We start from the raw sequence: 13,968 nt of genomic DNA on the forward strand, positions 1-13,968 counted from the left end.
GGCGATGCTCGCGGTTCTGCTCCACTGCTGGGGCGCTGTCGTTGGCCGTCCCGGGACGGGGCGGGCCGCGAACCGGCCCGACAGCCGCCGGCAGGCCTGCGTGGGTCCTGCCGGCGAGCCGCCGAGGCCGGTTCGTGACGGCCTCGCGTCACCCGACGCCCGGCCCGGCCGAGCCGGCCAGGGCCTCCAGGTCGCTCTTGCGGACCTGAATCACCAGCCAGGCCGTGACGACGGCCAGGACGGCCATCGCGGCGGCCGGGACGAATGCCGCGGAGATGCCCTGGGCCAGTACCTCGTGTCCCCAGGGCGCCGGCAGCTGATGGGTGCTGGCGAACTCGGCCTTCTGCTGAGCGGAGCCCTCGGCCATGAACTGCGGAAGCTGCTTCTCCGCCTCGTCCCTGGTCGCCGTGCCGAAGACCGTCGTCAGGATGGACAGGCCCAGCGCTCCGCCCACCTGCTGCGTGGTGTTGAGCAGCCCGGACGCGGCACCCGCCTCGTGCTGGGCCACGCCGGAGACGGCGGTGAGCGTCAGCGTGACGAAGTTCAGCCCCATGCCGAAGCCGAACACCAGCATCGGGCCGAGGACACCTCCGACGTACGAGCTGTCCGAGCTGATGAGGGCCTGCCAGGCCAGCCCGATCATCGCGAGCATCGAGCCCACGACCATGAAGGGCTTGGGACCCAGCACGGGCAGGAACCGCTGGGACAGACCGGCGCCCAGCGCGATCACGACCGTCACGGGGAGGAAGGCCAGCCCTGCCTCGATCGGGGTGTACCCGAGCACGTTCTGCACGAACAGCACGATGTAGAAGAACATCCCGAACATCGCCGCGGCCAGACTGAGCATGATCACGTAGGTGCCCGAGCGGTTGCGGTCGGCGAACATGCGCAGTGGGGTGATCGGCTCCTTGGCTCGCGACTCGATGATCGCGAACGCGACGAGCAGGACCACCGCGGCAGCGAACGATCCGATGGTGAGGTTGTCCCGCCAGCCCTCGTCCGCCGCGCGTATGAAGCCGTAGACGAGGGATGCCATGCCCGCGGTCGAGGTCACCGCGCCCGCGATGTCGAAGCGGCCGGAGTGCCGCTCGGACTCGCCGATGTACAGCGGGGTGAGGACAGCGATCAGAATGCCGATCGGCACGTTCACGAAGAGCACCCAGCGCCAGTCCAGCCACTCGGTGAGCATGCCGCCCGCGAGCAGACCGATGGCACCGCCGCCGGCGGAGACGGCGGCGAAGACGCCGAAGGCCCGGTTGCGCTCCGGCCCTTCGGGGAACGTGGTGGTGATGAGCGCCAGCGACGTGGGAGACGCGATCGCGCCTCCCACGCCCTGCAGGACGCGTGCGGCCAGCAACTGCCAGGGTTCCTGCGCGAACCCGCCGAGCAGCGAGGCGAGGGTGAACAGCAGGATGCCGGTCATGAAGACCCGGCGGCGGCCGAGAATGTCACCGGCGCGGCCGCCCAGGAGCAGCAGACCGCCGAAGGTGAGCGTGTAGGAGCTGACGACCCAAGTGAGGTCGGTGGTGCTGAACTGGAGCGCGTCTTGAATGTGCGGGAGCGCGATGTTCACAATCGTCGCGTCGAGTACCACCATGAGTTGGCAGGCCGCGATGACCGCGAGAGCGATGCCGGGGTGTCCCTCCCGGCGGGCCGCACCTGGTTTCTTCTGGTCCTGGAGCAATGGAGAGGTTGTCACTATGGATCCCCCACGAGAGGCGTAGTGAACGCTCGCGTTCACTGTCGCGTCAACGGTAGTGAGTCCCCGACAGTGAACGCAAGCGTTCACTTAGGGCGGCGTCGTTCGGCACATCCCCCTGCGGTGCCGTGTGGCGCGCCCCCCATCCCCGGAATCCCCGCTTCCACTGCTCGTTGGAGAGAGTCCGATGGTTACCCCGAGCTGGGCGGATGCCCCCGCTCAGACGGCCCGCCGCCGCGGTGCCGTGCTCGAACGCGCGATCCTCGATGCCGCGCTGGACCAACTCAGCACCGTCGGCTGGAACGGCCTGACGATGGAAGGTGTCGCCGCCGGCGCCCAGACCGGCAAGGCCGCGGTCTACCGGCGCTGGCCCTCCAAGGAGGACCTCGTCGCCGACGCCCTGCGCGCGGGCCTGCCGGAGTTCGACGAGGCGCCCGACGAGGGAGGCGTGCGTGAGGATCTCCTGGCGCTGTGCCTGCGCGCCCGCGACGCGATGTTCTCCCGTCCCGGTTTCGCCCTTCGCTCGGTGATTCACGAATGCGACACGACTCAGGCCGAGCGTTTCCATGCCGTCATCTTCGAGGGCGTCGTGGAGCCCACCATCAGGATGCTCCGGGAAGTGATCGAGCGTGGCATCGCGAGAGGTGAGGTGCGCCCCGACGCTGCCAACGGTTATGTCTTCGACGCCATCCCGGCCATGATGATGTACCGCTCCAAGATGTGCGGCTGCGAATGGCAGGACGATCAAGTCGAGGAGATGATCGACCAGTTGATGGTTCCGCTGCTCCGGCCGGACGGTTCCTGACACGAGTCGGTGAGGGCCCCGACGCCGTAAGGCGGGCCGGGGTGTCGCGGGCGGTTCGGGGCGGCGTAATCTAGGGGCGCCATGCCGTACGAACCGCCTACTCACACCGTCGAGCGCTCCCTTCGAGCCACGACCGGAGCGAAGATCGTTGCAGGTGTCGACGAGGTGGGGCGCGGCGCGTGGGCCGGTCCCGTCACCGTCTGCGCGGCGATCACCGGACTGCGCCGACCGCCCGAGGGCCTCACGGACTCGAAGTTGCTCACCATCAAGCGACGCACCGAACTCGCGGAGACGCTGCGGACGTGGGTGACGTCGTACGCCCTGGGGCATGCCTCCCCCGAGGAGATAGACGATCTGGGCATGACCGCCGCTCTGCGGCTCGCGGCCGAGCGTGCACTGAACGCCCTGCCGGTCCGTCCCGACGCCGTCATCCTCGACGGCAAGCACGACTATCTCGGGGCGCCCTGGCGGGTCCGTACGGTGATCAAGGGCGACCAGTCGTGCGTTGCGGTCGCTGCGGCCTCGGTGATCGCCAAGGTTCAGCGCGACAAAATGATGGCCGAACTGGGTATCGACCATGCAGACTTCGGTTTTGCGGACAACGCCGGGTATCCATCACCCGTGCACAAGGCCGCACTGGCGGAGCGGGGCCCCACCCCCTACCACCGCTTGTCGTGGGCGTATCTTGATGCGCTGCCCCAGTGGCGGCACCTCAAGAAGGCCCGCAGCTGGGCGGACGGAAGTGTTCCGGAAATCGAGGGTCAGCTGGGCTTCGATTTCTGACGGTTTCGCTCGCACGCATGCGCCACCCGCCGACGCGGGCCGTACCAACGTTTGATAAATATCAACCCATGCCTCTCATTCCCGAGGAGCCTCAGATTCACGAGAGCGCCCAGGGTCCCCGCGCCACTCCGGCCAGCGGCCGCACCGCGCCGACCCCCCGTCCCGTACCCGGCCCCCGTCCCGCGGCTCCGTCGCGTCCCGGTCGTCCCGGGCCTCTCCGGCCCGCGCCGCCGGTACAGCGAACCCCGCGTGACGTGGCCGCCAAGCCCGCTCCGTCGGGCCCCGACGCCGGTGCCGCCGCCCCGGCCGCGCCGCAGATCCAGCTGATCCCGGCTTCCGTGGAAGGCGCGCTCGACGCCGCCGAGGAGGCCGTGGACCTGCTGCTGGACTCCGGCCGTGCCCCCGGCGATGTCCTGGTGATCACGACCGGCGAACAGCACCCGTGGGCCACCCATGAGCTGTCGTTCGGCGAAGCCTCCTACTGGGCCCAGCACGACGCCCGCGACGACGTCTTCTACACGGACGCCACCGTCGCAGCCCGCGCCGCGTCGCGCCCGGTGGTCGTCGTCGCCGTCAACGGTGGTTCCGAGGCCGCGGCCGCAAGCGCGTTGGCCCTGGCCCATTCCCGTGCCAACGCCCTGCTGATCGTCTGCGGAGACCCGCAGCGGATCAACGCGGTGCTCGGCGCGGGCGTCTGAGCCGGAGCCACAGAATCCGTCAGGGCGCCGGCGACTGACTCCGGCGCCGCTTCGGCGGCCCTCGCACGGCGGGCGGTTCAACCTGCCTTGCGAACGGAGCGCCTTGGCGTCGAGGGTGGCCGCTGTCCCGCGGATCGGGTCGGTCGGCCACGGCCAGAGTCCGGTCGCCGTCGTGGCGTGCCCAGGTGTCGTCGTGTCGTTCGGCGTGCCTGCGCGAGAGCCGGGCAGGCATAGGGCCGTGGTGTAACGCGGCGCGGGACCCGGCCCCGGGCGCGAGCGCTTGGGCGGGGCCTCAGCGAGCCGCCGCCGCTCGGCGCAGTATCTCGGAGGCCGCGCCACCGGTGCGCGGCTGCGGTGGCGGCGTCTCCGACGTGGCGAACGGCTCCGGCGCCGAGGCCGAGTGCGGCCGGCGTCCGCCGCGGTCCTCACCGAGGACCTGCCAGCCGTCACGGGTCAGCGTGATGTACGCCCCGCACCGCAGTCCGTGCAGGGTGCAGGCGTCGCGCAGACCCCACATCCACGCGCCGTCCTCCTCCGTCCAACGCGCGTCGCCCTCACGGCAGTACAGCAGCACCGCGGTGCGCACCGGTGTGCGGCGCCGCAGGTCGTGCGGGATGATGCGGCGCAACTGCGCCAGCAGCACGTTGCGGAACATCCAGCCGTCGGCCGGGGCCGGACGGCGGACGAACGAGGCACTCGCCCGCAGCCGCTCGTCCGGGTCGAGCACGGCGATGACAGCGGTCGCCGGCTGCGGATGGTGCCGGGCGTGCAGTCCGCTGACCACCTCGCGGGGGCTGCGCAGCAGGGGGATACCCGCAGCGGCCCATTCCGCGGGTTCGAGCAGGCGGTTGGCGGAAGCGGCGGATGCCGACGCCGCTGCCGAGGCCGGAGCGAATCCGAAGGTCACGGTCCTCCCTTCGGCTACGCGCCCACACTGCGGGCGGGGTCGGATTCCTGGGAGCGCGCACCGCAGGGAAGCCCTACCGAGCGGCGGACGAGCCGTGCGGGGAGCGGACCTCAATTCTTCCTGTCGAACTTGAATGCGGCAACGAGCAATTGAGGCAGCCGACCGTTATCAGATGATGCGCGGCTAATATCCCCACCCCGTGTGCCGCCGAGCCACCCATGGGGCGTTCGAGCACGACACGTTCGTACGTCACGGGGGCGTGCGGCGTCCAGAGGCGTGCGCGAGGAGGCGCGGGACCGGCGGCCCTGCGCCCGCGCCGGGGACGGTCGGCTCCGTCAGCCCTGGACGGCCAGCACCAGCGGCAACACCTCCTGGGCGCCGGAGCGTCGGAGCAGACGGGCGGCGACCGCGAGGGTCCAGCCGGTCTCCGTGTAGTCGTCCACCAGGAGGACCGGACCCTGCGCCTCGGCGAGGACGGAAGCCAGAGCGTCCGGCACGGTCAGAGCCCCGTCGAGCGCCTTCAGCCGCTGGGCACTGTTGCTGCGGGGACCCGAGTGCGTGTCACCCGTGTACTCGACCGCGCCCAGGAGTGGCAGCCGGCCGACCTCCGCGATACGCGCTCCGAGGGAGTGGATCAGCCGGGGCCGGGTGCGGGACGCCACGGTGACCACCCCGACCGGGCGCGGCGGGGCGTCCGAAGACCCCGAGGCCCAGCCGCCGGGGCCCCTGGCCCAGTCGGCCAGGACGTCCACCACGGCCTTCGCCACGTCGTCCGGTACCGGCTCGTCAGGTGCCTGCGGCGCGAGCAGGGGCCGGAGCCGGTTGCCCCAGCCGATGTCCGACAGGCGACCCAAGGCCCGTCCCGGTGCGGCCTGTTCCCCGGCCGGGATGCGTCCCTTGAGGTCCACGCCGATCGCCGGCAGGCCGGTCGGCCACATTCGGCGGGGTTCCACCTCCACGCCCGCGCGTCCCAGGTCGACGCGTGCGGCGTCGAGCGCCTCCACCGACGTGTCGGCGGTGAAGCGCGGCCCCGCGCAGTTGTCACAGCGGCCGCACGGCTTGGCGGCCTCGTCGTCCAGCTGGCGCTGCAGGAACTCCATGCGGCAGTCGGTCGTCGACGCGTACGCGCGCATGGCCTGCTGTTCGGCCTCTCGCTGGCGGGCCACCCACGCGTAGCGCTCGGCGTCGTAGGTCCACGGCTGCCCGGTCGCGATCCAGCCACCCTTGACCCGTTTGACCGCGCCGTCCACGTCCAGGACCTTGAGCATCGTCTCCAGGCGGGAGCGGCGCAGCTCCACCAGAGGTTCCAGCGCGGGCAGCGACAGCGGTTTGTCCGCACGGGCGAGGACGTCGAGCGTGCGCCGCACCAGGTCCTCCGAGGGGAAGGCGAGCGACGCGAAGTACTTCCAGATCGCCTCGTCCTCCTTCCCCGGCAGCAGGAGCACCTCGGCGTGCGCGACGCCGCGCCCCGCGCGTCCCACCTGCTGGTAGTAGGCGATGGGGGAGGAGGGCGAGCCGAGGTGCACCACGAAGCCCAGGTCGGGCTTGTCGAACCCCATGCCGAGTGCCGAGGTGGCGACCAGCGCCTTCACCTTGTTGGCGAGCAGGTCCTCCTCGGCCTGCTGGCGATCGGCGTTCTCCGTCTTGCCCGTGTACGACGAGACCGTGTGTCCGCGTTGCCTGAGGAAGGCGGTGACCTCCTCGGCGGCGGCCACCGTGAGCGTGTAGATGATCCCGGAGCCCGGCAGGTCGTCGAGGTGCTCGGCGAGCCACGCCATCCGGTGCGCGGCGTCCGGCAGCCGCAGCACGCTCAGACTCAGGCTGTCCCGGTCCAGCGGACCCCGCAGCACGAGGGCGTCCGAGCCGCCACCCGTGCCGAGCTGCTCGGCGACATCGGCCGTCACGCGCGCGTTGGCCGTGGCGGTGGTCGCGAGCACCGGCACACCGGGCGGCAGGTCGGCGAGCATCGTGCGCAGCCGGCGGTAGTCCGGCCGGAAGTCGTGCCCCCAGTCGGAGATGCAGTGGGCCTCGTCCACCACCAGCAGCCCGGTGGCGGCCGCCAGCCTGGGCAGCACCTGGTCCCGGAAATCCGGGTTGTTGAGCCGCTCGGGACTGACCAGCAGGACGTCGACCTCGCCCGCGGCGATCTCGCCCTGTACGGCTTCCCACTCCTCGGTGTTGGAGGAGTTGATCGTGCGGGCGTGGATGCCGGCCCGAGCCGCCGCCTCGACCTGGTTCCGCATGAGCGCGAGCAGCGGGGACACGATCACCGTCGGACCGCTGCCCCGCGCCCGCAACAGCGAAGTCGCCACGAAGTACACCGCGGACTTGCCCCATCCTGTGCGCTGGACGACCAGGGCCCGGCGTCTGTCGGCGACCAGCGCCTCGATCGCCCGCCACTGATCCTCACGCAGCCGGGCCGCTCCCGATTCGTCCCCGACGAGACGGGTGAGGACGGCGTCGGCCGCCGCCCGTAGATCCGCGTTGCTCGTGTGCTCCATGCGTCCCATACAACAGGACGGCGGTGACAGCGGGCGCGGTGCCTGTGGACAGTGACACCGCGTCGCGCTCGGTGACGTGTCCCTGATCGAAGTTATCCACAGGGCAAAGCGGAGCTTTGAATTCCGCGAGATCGTCTTCGCATGACGAACCACGGCGAAACGACTGGATCATCTGAAAACGGCGACATTGGCGCGTCCGGGGCACACGGTGCTCCCGCAGCGGAAGGACGGGAGAGCGGACAGGAGAAGAGGGCGGACGGCCCGCCCGGACCGCGCGTCCCCGGCCAGGCATACGGCAGTCACGGCGGCGAGCACCAGGTCACTCTGCGCACCCCGGCCGAACTGGCCGACGCCCTGCCCTACCTGCTCGGATACCGGCCGGAGGACAGCATCGTCCTCGTCGCCCTGCACGACAAGGACGGCCGAGGCCGGTTCGGGGGCCGGGCCCGGCTCGGCATCCCCGCCCACGAGGACGACTGGCCCTCCGCCGCCCGGCAACTGGCACACGGCCTGGTGAAGGGCAGCGAGCGCAGAGGAGCCCGTCCCGAGTCCATGGTGGCCTTCCTGTGCCAGGAGCCGGGGGAGGGCCGGACCGGGCGCCAGGTCATGGAGCGGCTGAGGCCCCTGGCCCAGCGGCTGCGCGTCGAGTGCGGTTCGCTCGACGTGGTGGTGGTCGAGGCCCTGTGCATCTCGGAAGGGCGCTACTGGTCGTACTGCTGCGACAACCCGGTCTGCTGCTCCCCCGAAGGCGCGCCGATGGGTCTGCCCGGCACCTCCGTGCTCGCCGCCGCAGCCGCCTACGCCGGAATCCAGGTCCGCGGCACGCTGAAGGAACTGCGCGCCCGGCTGCAGCCATGGGAGATCGCGGCAGCCCTCGACCAGGAGGCTGCTCTGGACGCCGCGAGCATGGCGCTCGTCCCGCGCATCCTGGACGAGGCAGGCCGCGACGAGGTAGCCGCCGAGACGCTCGACCTGGCCCAGCGGATGCTGGACCGCCTGGCCGGGGCGGAGCCCGTCTCCGGCATGCTCCTGGCCGACCTTCGCGACGACGAACTGATCGGGCACGACGAGGCCGCCCGGCTGATCCTCGGTCTCCAGGACCGTTCGACCCGTGACCGAGCGGCCGAGTGGATGGAGGGCGACGAGGCCGCATTCGCCCTGCGCCTCTGGCGGACCCTGGCCCGCCGGTGCGTCGGGCCCTACGGTGAACACGCCGCCGCTCCGCTCACCCTCGCCGGCTGGGTCGCATGGTCCACCGGCGACGAACTGGAGGCACGAGAAGCCCTGGCCATGGCTCTGGGTGCGGACCCCGACTACCTTTTCGCCCGGCTGCTGCACCAGGCCTGCAACGAAGGGCTCGAGCCGGAGTCGATTCGCCGCTGCCTGCGGGCGGAGCGAGCAGGGCGCGGGCGGGCTGTGGCCCCGGGGGCCGGTGTTCGGGCCGAGGGCTTGCCTGCGCGGGGGGCGGTCCAGGAGTCTCAAACGGCCGGTTTGGCGACTGGGCGGGCCGCTTCGATGGTTCAGGCGGTCGGTTCGGCGCCTGAGCAGGCTGGTTCGGAGGTTCAAGCGGTCGGTTCGGACGCTGGAGGAGTCGGCTCGGGAGTTCAAGCAGCCGGCTCGGAAGCTGGACGAGTCGGTTCCGAAGCTCGAGCGGTCGGTTCGAAGGCAGGCCCGGCCGGATCGCAAGCTCAAGCAGCCGGCTTGAAAGCCCTACCGGCCGATTCGGACGCCGTAGCGGTCGCTTCGGAGACGGAGGAAGGTCCACCCCGGGCCGACTCCGCCCCCGTGCGCGACACGGCGAGCCCTCGCCGTCGCCGCCGCCCGCGTTCTGTCGGCGCGTCCCCCGGTCGTTCCCGCGCAGCCGACCGTGATCCGAGCCCGCGAGCGTCCCACCGGCGTACGCCGACAGGCCCCACGCGCCCTGCCGGTGCTGCCGAAGCTGCCACGCGCCCCGGCCGCGCGGCATCGCGGAACACCGGGCGACCCGAGGCCGCGCATGCGGGCGGCACGCGTGCTCGTCGGTCGCACGAAGCGGCCCTGCCCAGCCGGGACACGGGACAGGACGGCACCCGTCCCGACACCGCGGAGGGGGAGGAGTGAGGCCCCGGGCGACCCGGGCGGGCAAGGGGCCGGGGCGCGGGCGTGACTCCGACGACGTCCCCACCGTTCACCTGAGTGGCGGAACGCCCGGACCGGCCGCGACGCCGCACTGCCCCTGCCCCGTCGGAGCCCTCCGGCACCGAACCCGATCGAGGCCCACAGAGCGCAGAGGAAGCCCTCCCATGCATCAGCCGACTCCGCCCTCCGCCGCCGACGACCGTCACTCCCCGGGCATGCCCGCGCCGCCCGCCGAATCCGAGCCTGCGTCCGGAGCGCAACCAGGGCCGGACACACCGTCGCCGGGTGAGGCCGACGCGCCTCCGCGCCCCGCTGCCCGGGTCGACGGCTTCGGGTCCCGATTCCCGGGCGGCGCTGCCCACGCCTCACCTCTCACGGGCCCGGAGTCGAGCCCGCCCTCTGCGGCGGGGCGGGGCCGACCGTCCTCCCGGCGGACGGGGCCGGACCGTCGGCCACGTTCCGCCTCGGATTGCGGCTCGCCCTCGCCCCTCTCACCACCCTCGGCCCAGGGCCGGGCCCCGAATCCCACGGGGCAAGCACCACCTCCCCGGGGAGCGACCATCCCCGGACTGCGCTGGTCCGCGGACCTGCCCCCCGCCCACACGGCGATGATCTGTGTCGCCCTTCCCGGCCTGGCCATCTCGACGGACGCAGGGCAGCTGACCGGGCAGGGACTGGAGGGGTTCTACCGTGCCGGCCGACGCGTGCTCTCCCGGTGCGAGATCCGCGTGGCCGGACGGGAGCCCCTCGCGGTGCAGGCCCGGATGATCGCCGCCGACCGGGCTCGTTTCGTGGGCACGCTTCGCACGTCCCCGCAGGCGGGACCGGACCCGGACGTGGTCGTGGAGCGCAACCGTTACGCGGACGGCACCGAGCGGATCACCCTGCACAGCGCGGCTTCCCGGCCGCTGCGCCTGCCGGTCGAGGTGGCCCTGGGCTCGGACCTCGCCGACCTCGGGGCGATCGCCTCCGGCAACGCGGGTCCCGAACTTCCCCCCAGCGTCCATGCCTCGGGCCTGCGATGGTCCTGCGCCACCGGCAACGCGTCCGTCACGGCCGAACCGCCTCCCTCGGACGCCGTCGCCTCGGCCGGGCTGCTGCGCTGGGAGCTGGACCTGCCGCCGGGCGGCAGCAGAAGCGTGGAACTGCGGGTGCGGCCGGACGGCGCGGGTCCCCTCCGAGCGGTGGGCCGCGCGGCGACCAGCCCCCTGGCCGCGGCACACGCGGAGGGCGACGATCCCACAGCCGCCGCCCTGCTGCGGACGAGCATCCAGGACCTCCAGTCCCTCCTGCTGCGGGACTCCGCCCACCCCGCCGACACCCATCTCGCGGCAGGAGCGCCCTGGCGCTGCGGTTTGGCCCCGGCCGACGCGCTCGTCGCCGCCCGCATGGTCCTGCCTCTCGGCACCGGCTTGGCCGCGGGGACACTGCGCATCCTCGCCCGCACCCAACTCACCGGCGCAGGACCGCAGGTCGGGATGATCCCCGGCCCGAGACGGGACGCCGGTCCGTTCCTACCGCCGCAGTGCACCGGCACGGAGGCCACGCTGCTCTTCCCGGCCCTGCTCGCCGAGGCCCGCCGCTGGGGTCTCTCCGAGCAGGAGACGGCGGCTCTGCTGCCCGCCGCCGAACGGTGCCTGACCTGGCTGCGGACCACGGTGGGCGACGACCCGTACCTGCGCGACCCGCACTCCGGCGGTCTCACCCGCTGCGAGACACAGGCACACGCCCACCGGGCCGCGCTGCTCGGTGCCGACCTGCTCGACGCCTGCGGACGCACGGGCGGGGACGGGCTCAGACAGTGGGCACAGGCCTTGAGGACCGCGTTCCGCGAGGACTTCTGGGTGGATGACCTGGGCGGCGGAAGGCCTGCGGTGGCCCGCGCGCCGGACGGCAGACCCGTGCCACATCTCAGCTCGGCCGCGGCCCACCTCCTCGACACCGGCCTGCTGGGCGGGGGAGCCATGGCGCCCGGGCTGCTCGACAAGGTGCGAACCGAGCACCTCGCCCGGTTGCTCGGCAGCCCGGTCATGGACTCGGGCTGGGGCCTGCGCGGACTCGGTGCGAAGGAACGGGGTTTTAATCCGTTCGGGCACCGCGCCGGGGCCGTACGGGTCCAGGAGACGGCGCTCGCCGTCGCGGGACTGGCCGCCGCCGGCTACGAGAGGGAGGCGACGTCGCTGCTGCACGGCGCCCTCGCGGCCGCCGCGGCCTTCGACCACCGCCTGCCCGAGATGTACGCGGGGGAGCAGCGCACGGAGGGGGGCGCCCCGCTCCCGCACCCGGCGGCCTGCCGCCCCGCCGCCACCGCGGCTGCCGCCGGGGTGCTGCTGCTGACCACTCTCGCCGGCATCCGCCCCGACGCCCCGGCCGGGACGGTCACCCTGCGGCCCGTGCGCGGCGCACCCCTCGGCGAGATCGGCTTCACCGGACTGCGGGTGGCCGGTGAGCCGTTCTCCGTGCGGGTCAGCCGACTGGGCCTCGCCATGGTCGAAGAGGCGGCCGACGGACTGCAACTGGGGGTGTGACCTGCCACGACCTGTCATTTCCGGACCTCCCGGCACAGACGGTCGAGCCATTCCGTAAGCAAGTGGATCAGTAAGCGAAGCGACCGGCGAAGGGAGTGTTTATCGTCAGGCAGACGACTATGATCGCGGCATGCCCTACGACCCGTCAGCGTTTCCGCCCTTCGCCGTCACCGTGGACCTGGTCGTGCTGACCGTGCGCCGCCATGCCCTGTGTGCGCTGGCGGTACGCAGGGGCGAACCGCCGTTCCAGGGCCGGTGGGCGCTCCCCGGCGGTTTCGTGCGGGCCGACGAGGACTTGGCGCAGGCGGCGGCACGCGAGCTCGCCGAGGAGACCGGGCTGCGTGTCCACGACCCGGCCGTCCCCGCCCAGGACAACGGTGCACATCTGGAGCAGCTCGCCACCTACGGCGACCCCAAGCGGGACCCCCGGATGCGGGTCGTCAGCGTCGCGCACCTCGCCCTCGCACCCGACCTGCCCGCACCGAGGGCAGGCGGTGACGCCAGCAACGCCCGCTGGGCTCCGGTCGAGGAACTGCTGCAGCAGGGCGGATACGGACGGGACACCGAGCCGGTCGCGCCGCTGGCCTTCGACCACGCGCAGATCCTGGCGGACGGGGTCGAACGCGCCCGCTCCAAGATCGAGTACTCGTCGCTGGCCACGGCTTTTTGCCCGTCAGAGTTCACGGTGGGGGAGCTGCGCCGCGTCTACGAGGCGGTGTGGGGCGTGGCGCTCGACCCCCGCAACTTCCACCGCAAGGTGACGGGCACACCGGGTTTCCTCGTCCCCACCGGCGGGACGACCACCCGACAGGGCGGTCGCCCGGCGCAGTTGTTCCGTGCGGGTGGGGCGACTCTGCTCAATCCCCCGATGCTGCGCCCCGAGGTGTGATCGCGGGAGCGGACTCTCACGAACGACATCGGGGTCACGAGCCTGCGACGACGCCCGTCAAGGGCCCGGGCGAGGTTGCCCCGTCGTGCTGGGGCAGGCCGTCAAGAGCAGCCGGATGCCCGAAAAAACGGACATAGCGCGCTATCTTGCTGCGGGTGATCGAGGCCTTCGGACTGACCAGCAACCCCCGCAAAGAGCTGCCGCCCGCGGCCGACGACGTCTCCTTCCAGGCGCGAGCGGGCCGTGTCACCGCGCTGCTCGGTGCCCCGGGCGCCGGGAAGACGACGGTCCTCAGACTCATGCTGGAGCTTCAACAGGGCCGTGGGATCACCTACTTCCGGGGCCGGCCCCTGCACCGCATCGCTCATCCCTCCCGCGAGGTCGGCGTCCTGCTCGGGGACGTGCCGGGTCACCCGGCGCGGACGGTCCGCGGTCATCTGCGCATGCTGTGCGCAGCAGCTGGGGTGCCGGTCCGGCGTGCCGACGAAGTCCTCGAGGCGGTCGGGCTCGTGAGCCTGCGCGAGGAGCGTCTCGGCACCCTCTCCCGCGGTATGGACCGCCGACTCGGCCTGGCCTGCGTCCTCCTGGCCGACCCGCACACCCTCGTCCTCGACGGCCCCGCCGACGGGCTCTCCACGCGGGAGGGCAACTGGCTGCACGGCATGCTGCGGGCCCACGCGGCGCAGGGCGGCACCGTCCTGTTCACCACGGCCGACCCCAAGGAGGCCGCCCGCACGGCCGACCGCGTCGTCACCCTGGAGCAGGGCAGGGTCGTGGCCGACCAGGAGGCAGCGGACTTCTCGCGGACCCGACTGCGTCCCCGGGTCGCCGTACGCAGCCCGCACGCGGCCCGTCTCGCAGCCCTCCTGACCAAGCAGGCCCGTACCGCGCAGCGCTCCGTCGAAGTCGTACGCGAGGGCGGCAACCGCCTGTCCGTGTACGGCAGTACCTGCGCGGACGTCGGGGAGACCGCGTTCCGTCACGGCATCGTCGTCCATCAACTCGCCGACGAGATCGGCGACATGGGACCTGGCGCGGGA

General features: G+C 72.4%; 10 protein-coding genes. 7 read left to right on the forward strand and 3 right to left on the reverse strand.

Going from position 1 to position 13,968, the window contains the following annotated elements:
- Positions 1-148: 148 nt before the first annotated feature.
- Positions 149-1,699, reverse strand: a complete 1,551-nt coding sequence (locus RIN80_RS22580) for an MFS transporter (RefSeq protein WP_309097464.1) — start codon at positions 1,697-1,699, stop codon at positions 149-151.
- 187 nt (positions 1,700-1,886) lie between these two features.
- On the opposite strand from RIN80_RS22580, the gene RIN80_RS22585 reads away from it, so the two are divergent.
- From RIN80_RS22585 to RIN80_RS22595, 3 genes are all read left to right on the forward strand, one after another.
- On the forward strand, positions 1,887-2,504 hold the full coding sequence (locus tag RIN80_RS22585; RefSeq protein ID WP_309097465.1) for a TetR/AcrR family transcriptional regulator: 618 nt from the start codon (positions 1,887-1,889) through the stop codon (positions 2,502-2,504).
- Between the two features lie 81 nt (positions 2,505-2,585).
- On the forward strand, positions 2,586-3,287 hold the full coding sequence (locus RIN80_RS22590; RefSeq protein WP_309097466.1) for a ribonuclease HII: 702 nt from the start codon (positions 2,586-2,588) through the stop codon (positions 3,285-3,287).
- Between the two features lie 68 nt (positions 3,288-3,355).
- Positions 3,356-3,985 carry a hypothetical protein gene (locus tag RIN80_RS22595; RefSeq protein ID WP_309097467.1) on the forward strand — a complete coding sequence of 210 codons (630 nt, stop codon included), beginning with the start codon at positions 3,356-3,358 and terminating at the stop codon, positions 3,983-3,985.
- 292 nt (positions 3,986-4,277) lie between these two features.
- On the opposite strand, the gene RIN80_RS22600 is transcribed toward RIN80_RS22595, so the two are convergent.
- Both RIN80_RS22600 and RIN80_RS22605 read right to left on the reverse strand, forming a co-directional pair.
- Entirely contained in the window at positions 4,278-4,892 is a 615-nt protein-coding gene (locus RIN80_RS22600) for a hypothetical protein (RefSeq protein WP_309097468.1), read from the reverse strand.
- Positions 4,893-5,227: 335 nt separating this feature from the next.
- Complete coding sequence (locus RIN80_RS22605) at positions 5,228-7,393, reverse strand: RecQ family ATP-dependent DNA helicase (protein WP_309097469.1); 2,166 nt, start codon at positions 7,391-7,393, stop codon at positions 5,228-5,230.
- 141 nt (positions 7,394-7,534) lie between these two features.
- On the opposite strand from RIN80_RS22605, the gene RIN80_RS22610 reads away from it, so the two are divergent.
- The 4 genes from RIN80_RS22610 to RIN80_RS22625 form a co-directional block, all read left to right on the forward strand.
- A complete protein-coding gene (locus tag RIN80_RS22610; RefSeq protein ID WP_309097470.1) occupies positions 7,535-9,493 on the forward strand; it encodes a DUF4192 family protein in 1,959 nt (652 codons plus the stop codon).
- Between the two features lie 626 nt (positions 9,494-10,119).
- A complete protein-coding gene (locus RIN80_RS22615) occupies positions 10,120-12,039 on the forward strand; it encodes a glycogen debranching N-terminal domain-containing protein (protein ID WP_309097471.1) in 1,920 nt (639 codons plus the stop codon).
- Positions 12,040-12,169: 130 nt separating this feature from the next.
- Positions 12,170-12,928 (forward strand): NUDIX hydrolase, encoded by a 759-nt coding sequence (locus RIN80_RS22620; RefSeq protein ID WP_309097472.1) that lies wholly within the window; start codon positions 12,170-12,172, stop codon positions 12,926-12,928.
- Between the two features lie 155 nt (positions 12,929-13,083).
- On the forward strand, positions 13,084-13,968 hold an 885-nt coding region (locus tag RIN80_RS22625; protein ID WP_309097473.1), incomplete at its 3' end, for an ABC transporter ATP-binding protein.

It is taken from the genome of Streptomyces sp. (assembly GCF_031181705.1).
Taxonomy (GTDB): Bacteria; Actinomycetota; Actinomycetes; order Streptomycetales; family Streptomycetaceae; genus Streptomyces.

Excerpts from the sequence above, each read along its gene's own strand:
- RIN80_RS22595 (WP_309097467.1), top strand. The coding sequence starts at position 3,356 with ATGCCTCTCATTCCCGAGGAGCCTCAGATTCACGAGAGCGCCCAGGGT.
- RIN80_RS22585 (WP_309097465.1), top strand. The coding sequence starts at position 1,887 with ATGGTTACCCCGAGCTGGGCGGATGCCCCCGCTCAGACGGCCCGCCGC.
- RIN80_RS22605 (WP_309097469.1), bottom strand. The coding sequence starts at position 7,393 with ATGGAGCACACGAGCAACGCGGATCTACGGGCGGCGGCCGACGCCGTC.
- RIN80_RS22590 (WP_309097466.1), top strand. The coding sequence starts at position 2,586 with ATGCCGTACGAACCGCCTACTCACACCGTCGAGCGCTCCCTTCGAGCC.
- RIN80_RS22615 (WP_309097471.1), top strand. The coding sequence starts at position 10,120 with ATGATCTGTGTCGCCCTTCCCGGCCTGGCCATCTCGACGGACGCAGGG.
- RIN80_RS22610 (WP_309097470.1), top strand. The coding sequence starts at position 7,535 with ATGACGAACCACGGCGAAACGACTGGATCATCTGAAAACGGCGACATT.
- RIN80_RS22620 (WP_309097472.1), top strand. The coding sequence starts at position 12,170 with ATGCCCTACGACCCGTCAGCGTTTCCGCCCTTCGCCGTCACCGTGGAC.